Here is a 14168-nt window from a genome sequence, read left to right on the forward strand (position 1 = left end):
AAATCAGTAATTAGACGGGGAATGGTAAAATTACCTAGCCAAAAATATTTGAAAAATTTGCCAATAATTTAGTTATTTTTTTGAAAAAATCTTCTAGCGGTTCTCAGGTGTATGAAGTACATATCAAAACCTCACACCCAATCCCTCTCCTTACCAAGGAGAGGGGAGATATAGCCATTTTCAATTTGGTGAGGTACAGGTATGCAGACAGACCTAACCCCCTTCCCAACGCGGGAAGGGGGAAAAATTCAAAGCCTCTCTCCTAAAAGGAGAGAGGTCAAAACTGTACCTCACCCAATCGAAAACCGCTATAAACCACAGCTTTATCGGGATGAGGTTATGGTCTACCTGATTCTTATTAGTAAAGGCTATAATTAATTAAATGAATGGGCAAAAATGATCACAACATATTCTTATTTTAAAGTATTCATGAAGTAATAAATTGAGTGATATCACTGAAATAGGTTGATGATTGAGAATATAAAATTAATGGGTGTCTCTGATTAAGATTTTATGAATTTTAGACTTGAGAGGCTCTTTGGAAACTATTTGGTGATCTACTTACCAAAGGGTTTTAGATTCTACTAAATCAACTTTGTCAAGCTACGGCGATCAAGCAAAATCTCGGATAATTATCAAATATCCTCTGATCCATTTCCAAAAATATTTGCAACAGATGTACGCCCGTAGCAACGCATTTGTAACAGGAATTTTGGGAAATGGGATGAAAACCAAGGCAGTGACAATTACAAATAAAATTATACTTCCGTCATACTGCATACAAACAATGACAATTACCGATAAACCAAACAAGTTGCAGCAAAGCTTAGACCAAGAAAGTTTACTGCACAAGATGACAACACAGATCAGGCGATCGCTCGATCTCCAAGAAATATTAACGACTACCGTTAGCCAAGTGCGTTTATTTTTGGATGCAGATCGGGTGAAAGTATATCGCTTTGGTGCTGATGGTAGTGGTGAAGTCATTGCTGAATCTATTTATGAGGAACGTCTGCCATCCTTATTGGGGCTACGCTTCCCAGTTGATGATATTCCAGAAGCCGCCAGAGAGATGTTTTTGTTAGTCGGGCAACGTTCGATTGTGGATGTGGCAAACGGCAAGATCGGGCTATCACCTCTACAGTCAGAAGAAAGTGGCAAACGTCTAGAAACTAATATCCACTATCGGCAGGTAGACCAGTGCCATATTCAATACCTAAAAGCAATGGGCGTGCAGTCTTCGTTAGTAATACCAATTTTACATTCCGACCTCCAAGAACAATCGGCACAGCCTAAATTGTGGGGATTATTGGTAGCTCACCACACTCAACCGCGAGAGATTTTGAAGGGGGAACTAAAAGTATTGCAGGAAGTTAGTGACCAAGTAGGAATAGCGATCGCTCAAAGTAATCTACTCACCCAAGCCGTCGCCAAGCAAGAGCGAGAAGCTACTATTAACCGAGTTACCACACTATTGCATAAACTACCGACAATTCAATTGCAGAAAGCGCTAGAAGAAATTATTACTGCCTTGGGTGGAGTAGGCGCCAGGCTTTACATTGAACAAAGTCGGGAATTATACACTTGGGGCGACCAGCCGAAACTCCCCTATGAGGGAGATAACAGTATTATTGAACAGCATCTGATATGGCAAAACTGGATGGCTGAGTGTAAACAAGGTCATATTTGGGCAACCGATGACCTCTACAAAGAACCACGTTTGCGAGTTTTGGCTTTAGCGTTCCGTTCTACTCAAATTCGCGGATTCATGGTGATTCCCCTACATTACCGCGAAAAGTTTATTGGTGTATTAAGCATTTTTCGCCCTGAATTTGAAACAGAAATCTTGTGGGCGGGACGATGTGAAGAAAATCGGCGACAACTGTTACCCCAGCTTTCCTTTGAGCTTTGGCGAGAGCAAAAAAAAGGCCAAGCATCTGAGTGGAAACCGGAAGAAATCTTATTGGCGCAAGCTTTATCCGAGCATTTCTCAATGGCAATTCAGCAGCACAAAATGTATAAACAGGTAGAATCCCAGAATGCCAATTTAGAATTGCTGGTGCAAGAGCAAACTGCTGAACTCGAAAAATCATTACTGACTACCAAAGTACTCAAGCAAGTTACAGAGCAGATTCGCCGCACATTAGACTTGCAGACAACCCTGCAATCCATCGTTCGGGAAGTCCGTCCCCTGCTAAATTCAGACCGAGTGCTGATTTTTGAACTGAAGAGTAAATCAGTCATTGTGGAAGAGATTAATGGCAATTGGCAGTCCGTTTTGGGATTGAATGCACCAGCAGAATGCTTTCCTGATGAGTATACGCGTCTATCTTTTCAGGGCAAGGTACGGGCAAATAACAACGTTTCAACCGCTGCTTTAAGTGATTGTCATCGAGAGTTTTTGCAGAGTTTACAAGTGCAAGCAAACTTAATAGTTCCGATTAATATCGGTCTGGAACTATGGGGCTTAATAATTGCCCATCAGTGTGATGCTCCCAGAAATTGGCAGGATGCAGAAATTGATTTATTGGAACAGTTAGCAGATCAGGCAGCGATCGCCCTTCAACAAGCACAACTCTACGAACAAACCTCTTATGCCGAAACTGAAGCCAGAAATCAAGCTGCCCGATTAGAGTATACCCTACATGAACTCCAAGAAACACAGTCAAAATTGATTCAGACCGAAAAAATGTCCAGCTTAGGACAGTTGGTGGCGGGTGTCGCCCACGAAATCAACAACCCCGTTAACTTTATCTACGGGAACCTGTGCCATGCCAGTGACTACACCGAACAACTGCTAGAAATTTTAAGTCTCTACCAGCTACACTATCCGCATCCCCATAGTGAAATTAGGACTGCGATCAAAGAAATGGACTTAGAATTTTTGGTAGAAGACCTCCCGAAAATGATCACCTCAATGCAAGTAGGAACCGATCGCATCCGTTCAATAGTGCTGTCATTACGCAATTTTTCTCGCTTAGATGAGGCTGAAAACAAGCGCGTTGATATACATGAAGGCATTGACAGCACCTTATTAATTTTGCAACATCAGCTGAAAGCAAATGCTGAATTTCCCGGCATTAAGGTAATCAAAGACTATGGCAACATAACAGGGGTGCAATGTTATGCTGGCCAAATGAATCAGGTATTCATGAATATTCTTAGTAATGCCATAGATGCCCTGCGAATGGGGACGGAAGATAAGGGGGACAATGAGAATAACCCATGCCCAATGCCCACTATCCAGATTTCTACTAGAATCTCAGCAGACAACTGTCGTCTGTTGATTCGTATTAGTGACAATGCATCTGGAATGACTGAAGAGGTGAAAAAGCGAATTTTTGACCCGTTTTACACTACTAAACCTGTGGGCAAGGGTACAGGACTGGGACTGTCAATTAGCTATCAGATTATTGTCGAAAAACATGGTGGAACAATGGAGTGCATTTCCGAACCTGGCAAAGGTACAGAGTTTTGGATTGAGATTCCCACTAAACCTCCAGCCAAAATAGTTAACTAGATGATGCACCATCCTGCGGCTTTGAGTGCGAGGTTGATTTGGCTCACCCTTTAGTGTACAAATTAATCATGGTATGCTTTTAACAAAATAGGTCGTTTCCGGCTTTGATGATTTTAAAAGTTTGGGTGTTGTTGTGTTTAAAGAGAAGGCTGAAATAGGGACTCCTCTGGGTGTAAGATTATACGAAGTTGAATAGCGAGAAATAGTTTAAATAGCGCCTTATGTCAATTATTGCGCTCAGAGCGTGGTATCTACAGGATTACGAGCCGATTCCAGAACTGGAAAAACGTCCGCCAGACATTCGCTTAAGCAAAAAAAGCCTGCTCAAATCAGCCTTGCGAGCAGACTTTTTAGAAGAAAGTGATGAAGTTAACAAATCAACTTGGTTTGGGCGCTATCTGGAAGGGGAAAATATTGAATTTTATATTGAAGGTAGTGGTGGCTATTGCGTCGCTAACATTGATTTAATTAGCCATGAAATTTATTTCACCAAGCAGGCGGTGTTGGCTCAGTTAGAACCAACGATTTTTTTATCCTATCAAACTGAGTATGCCGCAGCGACGAATATTCTCAGAGAAGAACTGCGAAAAAGTTTAGATAGTTTAAACTTGCGATCGCGCCTTCCCCTAACATTAGTAGAATCCTCTCGTCCCAGTGGTGCTACTGTCCGAATTAACCGCACAATCATGCGAAAAATCCGTAAGAGTTTGTTATTTATCGCTGACACCACGCCCATTGCTAGCATTGATGGTAAAGAAACCCCTCAACTAATTCCGAGTCCGAATGTCTGTATTGAGATTGGCTATGCCATCCAAAGTAAACGATCTGAACAGATTCTATTAGCGCACATGCAACGCCCCGACTTTGAAGGGCAATTTCCCTTCGACTTACCGACACAGCAAATTTTGCAATTCCAAGACACCACAGAACTGAATCAAATTCTCACAGGAACCATTGAAAATCAGTTAGCACGATTCAAATTGTTTTTTTGAGCAAGATGATCGGGAGTGGGGAATGACAAATGCTCAACCTTAAAATAAACGAACAGGCTTTTTTTCCAGCTTAGAACTAATCGAGCTTACCCGATCAACCAGAGAAATCATGTATTTATAATCTGGTACTTGTCCATTGGGTACATACCCCACTTCTTCAGCTAAACCTGAAGGCGAATCACTCATTACTTTCCTGATCAACTCTTGACGATTAAGTTCTACATTAGGCCCAATCAAGACCACACCTAATGGTACATAGTGAGGGTCTTTAAATAGTATGCGGAATTCGGTTGGGTCTAACTGTGAACCGTAGAGACTTAATTCAGCCTCCGAGACAGCACAGGCGATCGCTTTTCCTTCAGCGACCAATTGCAGCGCGACTTTGGGTGTGGGTGCAAAGAGTATTTCTGCCAGTGTTGTACCATAAAGATTGTAAAGTGGAAAATAATATCCTGTTGCAGAACCTAACTGCCCTAAAGCGACTGTTTGACCTTGTAGTTGTTTCAAGTTGGTTATGGGATTATCTTTGCGAACAACGAAAACTGAACGTAAATTACTAATACCTATTAAAGGAAACAGAGGAACATATTGATAGCGTGCGATCGCAATAGCCGCTAAACCCGGTGGAGCAAATACCAACGACCAAGCACGAGCCTCAAGACGCTCAACCGCTCTATTTTCATTAAAAGCAGGCTCTAGCTGAATATAAGCATTTGTCTTTTCACCCAAGTAACTATTAAATTTAGCATATTGGTTAATTATCTGTTCGCCTCCACCATAGTTGATCACACCAACAGTTAACGTGCCCTCAAACTCCTTTGGTGATTGGCAAGCAGCAAATGTCAAACCTAACAGATTAAACAGAAATAAACGACGGGGAAATCGCAAAAACATCACTAATTATGGTTAAAGAAATAACTTAGCTTTCAGGAATCATTTAGATCAGCTTGACTACTGCCTAAATAGGTTATACTACAGAAAAATATTAATATTTATTTAAATATTGTTGAAGTGCTTTCTAACAAATATAAATAAATATTAGACCAATTCACATATCACCTTCGTTGCTTAGGTTATGTTAAACAACATTACGTTAAAAAACTTAAAAATAGGTGCTAAATTTAACTTACTTTTAATATTAGTTTTCATAGCCAGTATTGTGGGAAGTGGCGTTGCCTTATCCAGTGTACTTCAAAAGGGAGCGCAAAATGAAGTGGCTTCTCAAGCGCAGATTCTCATCCAAATGGTGAACTCAGTTAGAGATTATACACAAAATCGGATAGATCCCCTATTAGAACCTAGACTAGACACTAACGCAACATTCATGCCTGAAATAGTACCAACTTTTTCTTCTAAAGAGGTTTTTGAGAATTTTCGGAAAAAGCCTGAATATAAAAACTTTGTTCATAAGGATGCAACACTTAATCCAACCAATTTAGCAGATAAAGCTGATAATTTTGAAACTCAAATTGTAGAGCGTTTTCGCAACGAACCTAAAACTCTAGAAATTACAGGGTTTCGTAACTTCTCAGAAGGTGAAGTATTTTACATTGCACAACCATTAAAGATTACCCAACCGAAATGCTTGCGATGTCATTCTACACCAGATAAAGCTCCTAAGAGTCAGTTGGTAAATTATGGCTCGGAAAATGGTTTTGGTTGGCAACTCAATCAGATTGTTTCTGCCCAGATAATCTCTGTTCCTTCTCAAGATATTTTTGCTAATGCCAAACAGACTTGGACATTGATAATGGGGCTTTTAATTACGATCTTTGCGATCGTAGTTTTCTTAATTAACTTCTTAATCAAAAAATATGTGATTCAGCGCATCAGAAGAATAGAGAAAATAGCCCAAAAAGTTAGCATTGGTGATATGAGCGCTGATTTTGAAGAAAGTTCTAATGATGAAATTGGCGGGTTAGCAGAAGCATTTAATCGGATGAAAGCTAGCTTAAAAATAGCTCTGGAGATGCTGAATAACCAGAGCTAACACCATTTTAGATTTTAGATTAAGTAAGTCGGCAATAAAATTTCAATGTATGCAAACAAATGTTTTCCAAAATTGGGATGAGTGAAAAAATTAAGAAAGTAGGCGCTGCTGAAATTGCAAAGCTTTTTGAGCTTCAGGAATTTGTGATGCTAAAACTTTCACAAATTCTGCACGAGAAAGTTGTCCAGAAGACCTAACAGCTTTTTGGATTAGGAACGTAGCTATTGGGCCAATTAAATCAGCTAACTCCTGCTCGCACTGATCCACAAAGCTATCGCTGATTAATTGAGGTTTCTGGTTTGATAAATTATTTGACTTAATTTCAGATTTAACAGTAAGTTCATCTATTAGAGTAGATTTCTCTAGGATAAACATTGTTTTCTTCTTAAAATAAATTTGTTGATTTCCTCGAAGATGAAAGGCTAATTGATTAATTAATTCTTCCAAATTGGACGCTGAAGCCGTAACTTGTCGTAGTAATCTTGGGGCAACGGGGCCAACAAATTCTAAAAGAATCATTTCTAAGCGGCTGTAATTTTCCGCAGACAGAATAAAAGGAGGCGGATACCCAATTGAGTTTTGTTGAGAAAGTGAAGTTTGAGGCGGTTGTGTAAAAGATGGTGGTTGAAGTGATTGTGATTGGGCTTCTACTTTAGTATCAAGCTCCTTAAGCACCCCCAGAACTTCAGCCGCAGACTGATAGCGGTGTTTAAAGTGGTGTAGCACCATTTTAGATAGCACAGATGCTAACTCAGAACTGACGTTAGCTTGATGCTGCCAATAAATTTCTCCTGTATCTGGGTTTTCCTCAAAGTTTATCGGATGTAACCCCGTCAGCAATTGGATAGCAATCATGCCCAAGGAATAAATATCGCTATTGGGGCGCGGCCTACCTTGCCCCTGTTCTGTAGACATATATCCTGGAGTGCCAATGATAATAGTAGCGCCCATTTGCCCTGGAACTGTAAGCAGTTGACTTTGGACTTGTTTGACAGCACCAAAGTCAATCAGCACTAGCTTGCCGTCTTGTTGCCGCCTAATTATATTGTCCGGCTTAATATCTCGATGAATAACATTCTGGCTGTGGATAAATTGCAGAATACCCAACACCTGTTGGAGCAGTTGAATTATTTGATTTTCTGTCCAAGGTTGATTGGGGAACAGTTCTGCTTTTAGAGTATGCCCTTCAATTAACTCTTGCACCAAGAAGAACTCTTGGTTGTCTTCAAAATAGGCTAAAAGCCGAGGAATCTGGTCATGGTTGCCCAGTTGTTCTAGTGTTTCTGCCTCACTGTTAAATAGCCGTCTAGCAGTTTCGAGAAATTTAAGGCTACGAGTGACGAGCTTAAGATGTTTGACAACGCATTTCGGGAAACCTGGCCGATGATTATCTTGGGCTATGTAGGTTTGACCGAATCCCCCTCTACCTAAGACCTGGAGAACTTGGTAACGTCCGTCTAATAATTGTCCTAACATTGTGTAACTTGCCTAAGTCCTCAAATTAATCTTGGCACAACTACCAGCTTTGACAAAGTTTATTGAGAAACAAAGTAAGTAGGTAGTGCTGAAATTCCAAGGTTTTTTGAGGATTATACTACAAGTTCATGACTTTCTAAACTTGAGACCGGCTTGCTGCCATATTATTATTGAAGCTTTAATTCCTCAAAAATCGGTATTTACCCAATTTTTGAAGTACTTGCCGATTAAGAGACTACGGTAACTTCTTCCTGTGCAGTTTTATTTACAAAGTAGGTAATTTCCCTAAAGCTCAATTTATCGGCTAGTGGTGGTAGAGGAACTTCCGCCATTTTGGAATTCGGATCAACACGATAAGTAACGCTACGGTAGATTAAATTATAAGCTAGCCCAAGTTGAGGATCAGGTAGGTGGGTTTTGTCTCGTGTAGCCAAGCCAGTGTAGAAACATCATGCTGAATTCTGTTTTGATAAATTAGACTTTTCAAACAGATTTACGGCTAGGACATTTATGGTGTCCTAGCCGTAAATCTGTTACAAACCAGTTTGTATTACTAACAGCTTTGCTCATACCCGAAAATGCGATCGCATTCCCTAGGGGCGCTGTTGTCCATCGCAGACTTTTAAGGGCGAATGCATTTCCGGGCGAACAAAGAGCTGACTAGACAAACTTGAAGTCTCTGGAGAAGCTGACATTAGTACTGTCTTGAACGTTAGCAATTAAGTCATTGCCATAGTAAATTTGTGTGTCTAGAGCCGAACTGCCACTATAGTTTGCATACCCAAAAGAGTATTGACTAGAGTTACCAATGGTTTGAATGTAATCAGAAGTGTCCCACTCAACAAGGGTAGCGTAACCCAAACCTTGGTATGAAAGACCCCAGGAACCGCCAAGAATGAAAGTATCAGAACCAGTACCACCAACCAGAGTGTCGTATTCTATGCCACTAGTTGCATAGCCGTCAAGGCGGTCGTTGCCAGCCCCACCATAGAGGATATCATTGCCAGCCCCACCATAGAGGCTGTCGTTGCCAGAGTATGTTGGATTCAAACCGCCATAAAGGACATCATTACCTTGTCCGCCGTAAAGGTTGTCATCCTGATTGCCGCCGTACAATGTATCGTCGCCATCATAACCATACAAAGTATCGTAGCCGTCGTAGTCATTGTAGCCAGAGCCAAAGCCGGAACTAGGATAGCCGTAGATCAGGTCGTTACCGCTGGTGCCATAGAGTGTCTCGCTGTACGAGGTGCCGTTAATAGCCATTTGAGTTTATCCTGAGAATTTGTGTTTTTGATTTGTCAATAGATTTAAGTCTGCCCTTTCAACCCATTCAACTCAACCGAAACTTACAAACTTAAGAACGAACTTAAAGACTTCTTAACCTCAATCTTCCTAAGCTAGACACAGCAATTATTTGAGCCACTGCCAAACTTAATTTAACTTCCTTAAGATCGGCAGAACCCATCTTAACTTCAGTATCTACAATTACAAAACTTCACCGACCCTCTCGCAAATATCCTGTTGAAGTTGTAACGAACAGAAGAATTGCGATCGCTTTCCAGAGAATTTGTGGATAGGGTTGATCGCCGCAATGAAGAGTGCTGAGTTCCTCGGCTTAGAGTACTGAGTTAAAAGACCACCCGCTTTCTTGTGGGGTATCAACCTACCTCTTGAGTCAAGAAGATTCCGCCACGCCACTTGCGGGCGGGGCTTGTACCAAGTACATAAGTGCTGAGTAGTTTTTTTACTTGACTCAACTCAGCATTTAGCACTCAGGACTGAGTGTTGTCAATGTTTCAATATCAGCGATCGCGGGTTTAATCACCATCCGTAAAATTACTTAACATGGATGGGAGAAGAAAGCAAGTAACATAAAATTAGCTGAATAGATTCGCTCCATTCAGTCTTTTAATTCTTACCTGCTTGCGGTCTGAAATAGTGTTTTACATCTAGTCATCTCCTATTTGTTGCCGGATCTTTCCGATGCACTACAGACGGTCATGCTTATCCATAAAAAATACTATCTATATTTATAACCTGTGAGGTTTCCCATGAAGTCCCAACAAAAGACCCGTAGACGTGGTGTAATGCTAACGCCCCAAGGATTGCAGAAACTGCAAGATGCAAAATCTCAATCAGAAAGTTATGAAAATTTCGATAAACATTACACTTGTGAAGTCTTAGGCTTTCGCATGGGGTTAGACCCAGATACAGTAGCAAAGGTATTTGCCTGTGAAGTGGGGGTAGATCGGCAAACCCTGAAGTCCTGTTTCCAAACATTCAACCTACAACTAGAACCTAATGACTATCAGTTCCTGAATCCGCATATCAAGCCCCAGGAAGGCTATACAAAAATTCAAAATCGAATTGATTGGGGAGAAGCACCAGATGTATCCCTTTTTTGCGGACGCACCGAAGATCTGGCAACCCTGAAGGGCTGGATTTTAGCTGAATCTCCTACAAATCAGCCAATACCCTGCCGTCTCATTACCCTATTGGGCATGGGTGGGATCGGCAAAACCTGGTTATCAGTGAAGCTCGCTCAACAACTTCAAGATCAGTTTAAGTTCGTGATTTGGCGATCGCTGCTCCCAACTTTTCCAGTTAACGATCTCCTAGCAGACCTGATCGGCGTTCTATCCGATAGAAAAGAAACCGATCTGCCAGAACCATTCAATCACAGAATTTCTCGGCTGATTCATTATTTGCAACGTTATCGTTGCTTACTGGTTTTAGACGGTGCTGACAGATTTCTCCAAGAATGTGCTACCCCAGAAATTATTTATAGAGACTGCATCTGCCTCCACCACACAACCACCGGGGAGTACTGCCAGTTGTTAAGGAGAATCGGAGAAGCTACCCATCAAAGTTGCTTAATCTTGACCAGTCGTGTCAAATCCCATCAGATCACCCCGCTTGAAGGAAAGACACGACCTGTGCGAGTATTCTGTCTCCAAGGATTACAGGTTACAGACATACAAGAACTTTTCAAAACAAAAGGAACCTTTAGAGGAACGCCAAACGCCTGGAATCGATTAATCAAATCCTACGCAGGGAATCCCCATGTTTTAAACTGCATTGCCACAACGATTCAACAATTATTTGATGGCAGCATCACGGAATTTTTAAAACAAAAAGTTACAGTTTTCGGTACAATTCTCAAGGATTTAGACCGAGAATTTGAATACCTGCCGGATGTAGCCAAAGCAACGATTCAATGCATGGGACTCAATCCTCAACCCATTTCTTTTTCACAGCTACGAACAAAGATACCATCCTCCGTTTCATCCCAAGAACTCCTGGAAACGTTAGAACTACTACAAGTGCGATCGTGGATTGATACCAAATCAGGTTTGTTGTCTCTCCATCCGATGATGATTGAATATGTCAAATCTTTTATTATTGACCAGAAGATCACCAAATTTCCGCCGAGCGTATTTCTGGATCAAGAACATCAACGTCAGGTAGCAAGCTAGACCTGCCAGGGGAACATTCCGTCTAGGGCTTGCTTCTTTGAGTTCATTACCCCTTTTTTCGCAAATTTTTAAGCACTATTACTTATTGACAAATTATTTATGACCTTAAGCTGTCAAGGATGCCCTCCAAATCCCCTGCTCCCGTATGCTTACCCTTTTCATTCGGGGGTTAGGTGGTTAACAATGGGTTGAATGTTTTTTAAATGATTCAACCTTATGACTAGAACTGCAAATGAATATGCCGTATTCCTCCTACTGGAAAGCGGCCACCGGGAAGAAGTACGTTTTCCGACTATTCAAGAGTTTCAGAAGTGGTATAGCGGCGAACTTGTGCCAAAGTCTGCTTCTAATGACTTTATTAGCGTCCCGATCAAAAATATTCAAGGTGAGTATATGGTAGTAAGACCCTCTCGGATCGTGGCAATCCGGGTAGAACCCATTTTTAGTTCCAGTGTTGAAAGATTCAACGAATGATCAGAAAAACCCTTACTTTGCTTTCCTTGAGTCTGGGAATTGCCGTTATAAACCCTCTCTGGGCGGCTGTTGCTCAGGTTCCTAACTTTCTGCCGTTGCCAGTACCCATAACTCCTGGTTTCCCACCTCTGCCAGTACCAAGCACTCCTGAGTTAACGCCACCGCTAAAACCAATCGCGATCAGAACCGATTGTACGCTCCGGCCGACTTGTTTGGGTTGGGATGACCAAATTTGGGGTCAAATAGGTAAAACAGGCGTTGGCGCTTCGCCCACCGGAGGCGATCGCAATGCGTTGTTGGCTTCCATTGATAACAGTCTGTTTTACCTAACAAAGAGTGGGGCGATCGCAGCATATCAAAATTATCCAGTAAAGGAAATTACCCTTGATCGCGTCCGCCGAAGTTTGCTACGTTTCCGCCAACTCGTTCTCAGTTCTAAGTCAGCAGCCCAACTACAAGCCGATGTCCGCCGTGAGTTCGTCTTCTACCAATCGGTGGGCAACGATGGCAAGGGTACTGTTAAGTTCACTGCTTACTACGAACCTGTTTATACCGCTAGCCGTGTCAGGACTTCAATATATAAGTATCCCCTTTATCGCCTACCACCTGATTTTGACCAATGGTCTAAACCGCACCCAAAACGAATTGATTTGGAAGGGAAGGATGGTTTACAAGGGAATAAGAGCAAATTACGCGGTTTAGAACTGCTTTGGTTCCGCGATCGCCTTGACGCATACATGGTACATATCCAAGGTTCTGCCCAAATTAAGTTAACTAATGGCAAAACAACGTCAATTGGCTATGCAGGTGGAACTGATTACCCCTGGACTAGTATCGGCAAAGAACTAGCAAAAGATGGCAAACTTCCCCTGAATGGATTGACGCTACCACGGATGATTGCTTATTTCCGGCGATACCCGCAGGAGTTAAACAACTATCTGCCACGCTGGCAACGATTTGTTTTCTTCGAGGAAACTGGTGGTACCGGAGCTGCTGGTAGTATTCATGTGCCAGTGACAGCAGAACGTTCCATTGCTACAGATAAATCTCTCATGCCACCCGGAGCGCTAGCGCTGATTTACAACTCATTTCCCTATTTAACCAGTCGTGGCAAACTAGAGAATCGTACCGTCAGCCGCTTTGTGCTTGACCAGGATACAGGAAGCGCCATCAAAGGCCCGGGCCGAGTGGATTATTTTATGGGGTCTGGTAAACTAGCAGGCGATCGCGCTGGCATCACAGGCGGCAATGGTTCATTATATTATTTGCTGCTCAAAGAATAGGTATTGGGGCATTGGGGATGAGGGATTCCCCTTGTCTCCCCACTCCCCACTCCCACCTAATACGGCGGATAAGCAAAATCATCTTCATCAGCATAAACGTAAGAGTTGGAAACTCCTGCCATTGCCAATTTAGGCGTTTCTGATTTGACAGGTTCCTTGCCAAAATCTTTGTATTCTTCAAAAGTCTTGCAAATCATTGCAGACTCAAGAGAATCCGAAGCAATTAAATATTCTGTTAAAGTGCCTACCGTCGGATGTTTGTAGTCTACAGTTGAAGCTACCAGAACTGTATTTGGTTCAATACCTCTTTCTTCAGACTCAATTATCGGGCAAAAAATCCCGTGAGCATGGAACAAAGGACCTTTTGGTGTCAAAGGTTGCTTGCGGTAAACAGCATAAGCTTTTTCTAGTTCAGCGACGAATCCACTAACTACTTTGCCTTGTTGATATTCGCAGTAAGTTTTGCTGAAACTCGCTCCGGCGGCACCATTAAGAGTTAGTTGTAGTGGTGATTCATGTAAAAACTTTTTATTCTCTCCCACTATAAAAATTAAATAGCGAGTAAAGGTTTTAAATTTAAGTTTGTCTGCTAAAAAAGCATCATAATTCTCTTTGAGCGTACCCAGTTTTAGACCACTTTCCCGGTCTTTGACAGACAATGGCCCCCGACGCACTAGAACCAAGTGTGGAGTAGTGGTAATAAAAACCGTTTCGACTCCAGAGCTAAATTCATGCTCCACTTGCTGCCAATTATCATCTGGCACAAAGCCGACAGCATTGGCATTATCTACCTTAATTGCCAAACCGTGAGATTGTATACCATCTGTGCCATACCGAGGATTAATCATCTGACACCAGGGGATGACTTGAGAAGGCGGTGCATTAAATTTCTCGTCTTCAAAGTCGAAATTAGCAGATGCTTTCATCGTTTTAGGCTATCAAAGTGTATTCTTG

General features: G+C 41.9%; 11 protein-coding genes. 6 read left to right on the forward strand and 5 right to left on the reverse strand.

Annotated features, from left to right (window positions below; translation table 11 throughout):
• Positions 1 to 787: 787 nt before the first annotated feature.
• Positions 788 to 3520, forward strand: a complete 2733-nt coding sequence (locus V7K15_RS20060; RefSeq protein WP_334908085.1) for a GAF domain-containing sensor histidine kinase — start codon at positions 788 to 790, stop codon at positions 3518 to 3520.
• Between the two features lie 221 nt (positions 3521 to 3741).
• A complete protein-coding gene (locus tag V7K15_RS20065) occupies positions 3742 to 4512 on the forward strand; it encodes a hypothetical protein (protein WP_334908012.1) in 771 nt (256 codons plus the stop codon).
• A gap of 39 nt (positions 4513 to 4551) precedes the next feature.
• On the opposite strand, the gene V7K15_RS20070 is transcribed toward V7K15_RS20065, so the two are convergent.
• Positions 4552 to 5406, reverse strand: coding sequence for a phosphate/phosphite/phosphonate ABC transporter substrate-binding protein (locus tag V7K15_RS20070; RefSeq protein WP_334908014.1), 855 nt, complete (start codon positions 5404 to 5406; stop codon positions 4552 to 4554).
• A gap of 181 nt (positions 5407 to 5587) precedes the next feature.
• Here V7K15_RS20070 and V7K15_RS20075 point away from each other — a divergent pair, with 181 nt between their 5' ends.
• The gene (locus tag V7K15_RS20075) at positions 5588 to 6502 is read left to right on the forward strand and encodes a Tll0287-like domain-containing protein (protein WP_334908016.1); all 915 of its coding nucleotides are present in this window, start codon (positions 5588 to 5590) and stop codon (positions 6500 to 6502) included.
• Between the two features lie 90 nt (positions 6503 to 6592).
• On the opposite strand, the gene V7K15_RS20080 is transcribed toward V7K15_RS20075, so the two are convergent.
• The 3 genes from V7K15_RS20080 to V7K15_RS20090 form a co-directional block, all read right to left on the reverse strand.
• Complete coding sequence (locus V7K15_RS20080) at positions 6593 to 7978, reverse strand: serine/threonine-protein kinase (protein ID WP_334908018.1); 1386 nt, start codon at positions 7976 to 7978, stop codon at positions 6593 to 6595.
• 227 nt (positions 7979 to 8205) lie between these two features.
• The gene (locus tag V7K15_RS20085) at positions 8206 to 8412 is read right to left on the reverse strand and encodes a hypothetical protein (RefSeq protein WP_334908020.1); all 207 of its coding nucleotides are present in this window, start codon (positions 8410 to 8412) and stop codon (positions 8206 to 8208) included.
• A 226-nt stretch (positions 8413 to 8638) separates the two neighbouring features.
• Positions 8639 to 9244 (reverse strand): calcium-binding protein, encoded by a 606-nt coding sequence (locus V7K15_RS20090; RefSeq protein ID WP_334908022.1) that lies wholly within the window; start codon positions 9242 to 9244, stop codon positions 8639 to 8641.
• Positions 9245 to 10032: 788 nt separating this feature from the next.
• Between V7K15_RS20090 and V7K15_RS20095 the strand changes: the two genes are divergently transcribed.
• The 3 genes from V7K15_RS20095 (at position 10033) to mltA (ending at position 13214) form a co-directional block, all read left to right on the forward strand.
• Positions 10033 to 11457, forward strand: coding sequence for an NB-ARC domain-containing protein (locus tag V7K15_RS20095; protein ID WP_334908024.1), 1425 nt, complete (start codon positions 10033 to 10035; stop codon positions 11455 to 11457).
• A gap of 216 nt (positions 11458 to 11673) precedes the next feature.
• On the forward strand, positions 11674 to 11931 hold the full coding sequence (locus V7K15_RS20100) for a hypothetical protein (protein ID WP_334908026.1): 258 nt from the start codon (positions 11674 to 11676) through the stop codon (positions 11929 to 11931).
• Entirely contained in the window at positions 11931 to 13214 is a 1284-nt protein-coding gene (mltA, locus tag V7K15_RS20105) for a murein transglycosylase A (protein ID WP_334908087.1), read from the forward strand. Before V7K15_RS20100 ends, mltA begins: the two co-directional genes overlap by 1 nt.
• A gap of 56 nt (positions 13215 to 13270) precedes the next feature.
• Here mltA and V7K15_RS20110 read toward each other — a convergent pair whose 3' ends face one another.
• Positions 13271 to 14140: a DUF5895 domain-containing protein gene (locus V7K15_RS20110; protein ID WP_334908028.1), complete on the reverse strand. Its 870-nt coding sequence runs from the start codon at positions 14138 to 14140 to the stop codon at positions 13271 to 13273.
• Between the last annotated feature and the right edge of the window lie 28 nt (positions 14141 to 14168).

The organism is Nostoc sp. (assembly GCF_036919815.1).
Lineage (GTDB): Bacteria > Cyanobacteriota > Cyanobacteriia > Cyanobacteriales > Nostocaceae > Nostoc.

Bases quoted from the DNA above. Each gene is read 5' to 3' on its own strand.
- V7K15_RS20060 (WP_334908085.1), top strand. From the start codon at position 788: ATGACAATTACCGATAAACCAAACAAGTTGCAGCAAAGCTTAGACCAA.
- V7K15_RS20065 (WP_334908012.1), top strand. From the start codon at position 3,742: ATGTCAATTATTGCGCTCAGAGCGTGGTATCTACAGGATTACGAGCCG.
- V7K15_RS20070 (WP_334908014.1), bottom strand. From the start codon at position 5,406: ATGTTTTTGCGATTTCCCCGTCGTTTATTTCTGTTTAATCTGTTAGGT.
- V7K15_RS20075 (WP_334908016.1), top strand. From the start codon at position 5,588: ATGTTAAACAACATTACGTTAAAAAACTTAAAAATAGGTGCTAAATTT.
- V7K15_RS20080 (WP_334908018.1), bottom strand. From the start codon at position 7,978: ATGTTAGGACAATTATTAGACGGACGTTACCAAGTTCTCCAGGTCTTA.
- V7K15_RS20090 (WP_334908022.1), bottom strand. From the start codon at position 9,244: ATGGCTATTAACGGCACCTCGTACAGCGAGACACTCTATGGCACCAGC.
- V7K15_RS20095 (WP_334908024.1), top strand. From the start codon at position 10,033: ATGAAGTCCCAACAAAAGACCCGTAGACGTGGTGTAATGCTAACGCCC.
- V7K15_RS20100 (WP_334908026.1), top strand. From the start codon at position 11,674: ATGACTAGAACTGCAAATGAATATGCCGTATTCCTCCTACTGGAAAGC.
- V7K15_RS20110 (WP_334908028.1), bottom strand. From the start codon at position 14,140: ATGAAAGCATCTGCTAATTTCGACTTTGAAGACGAGAAATTTAATGCA.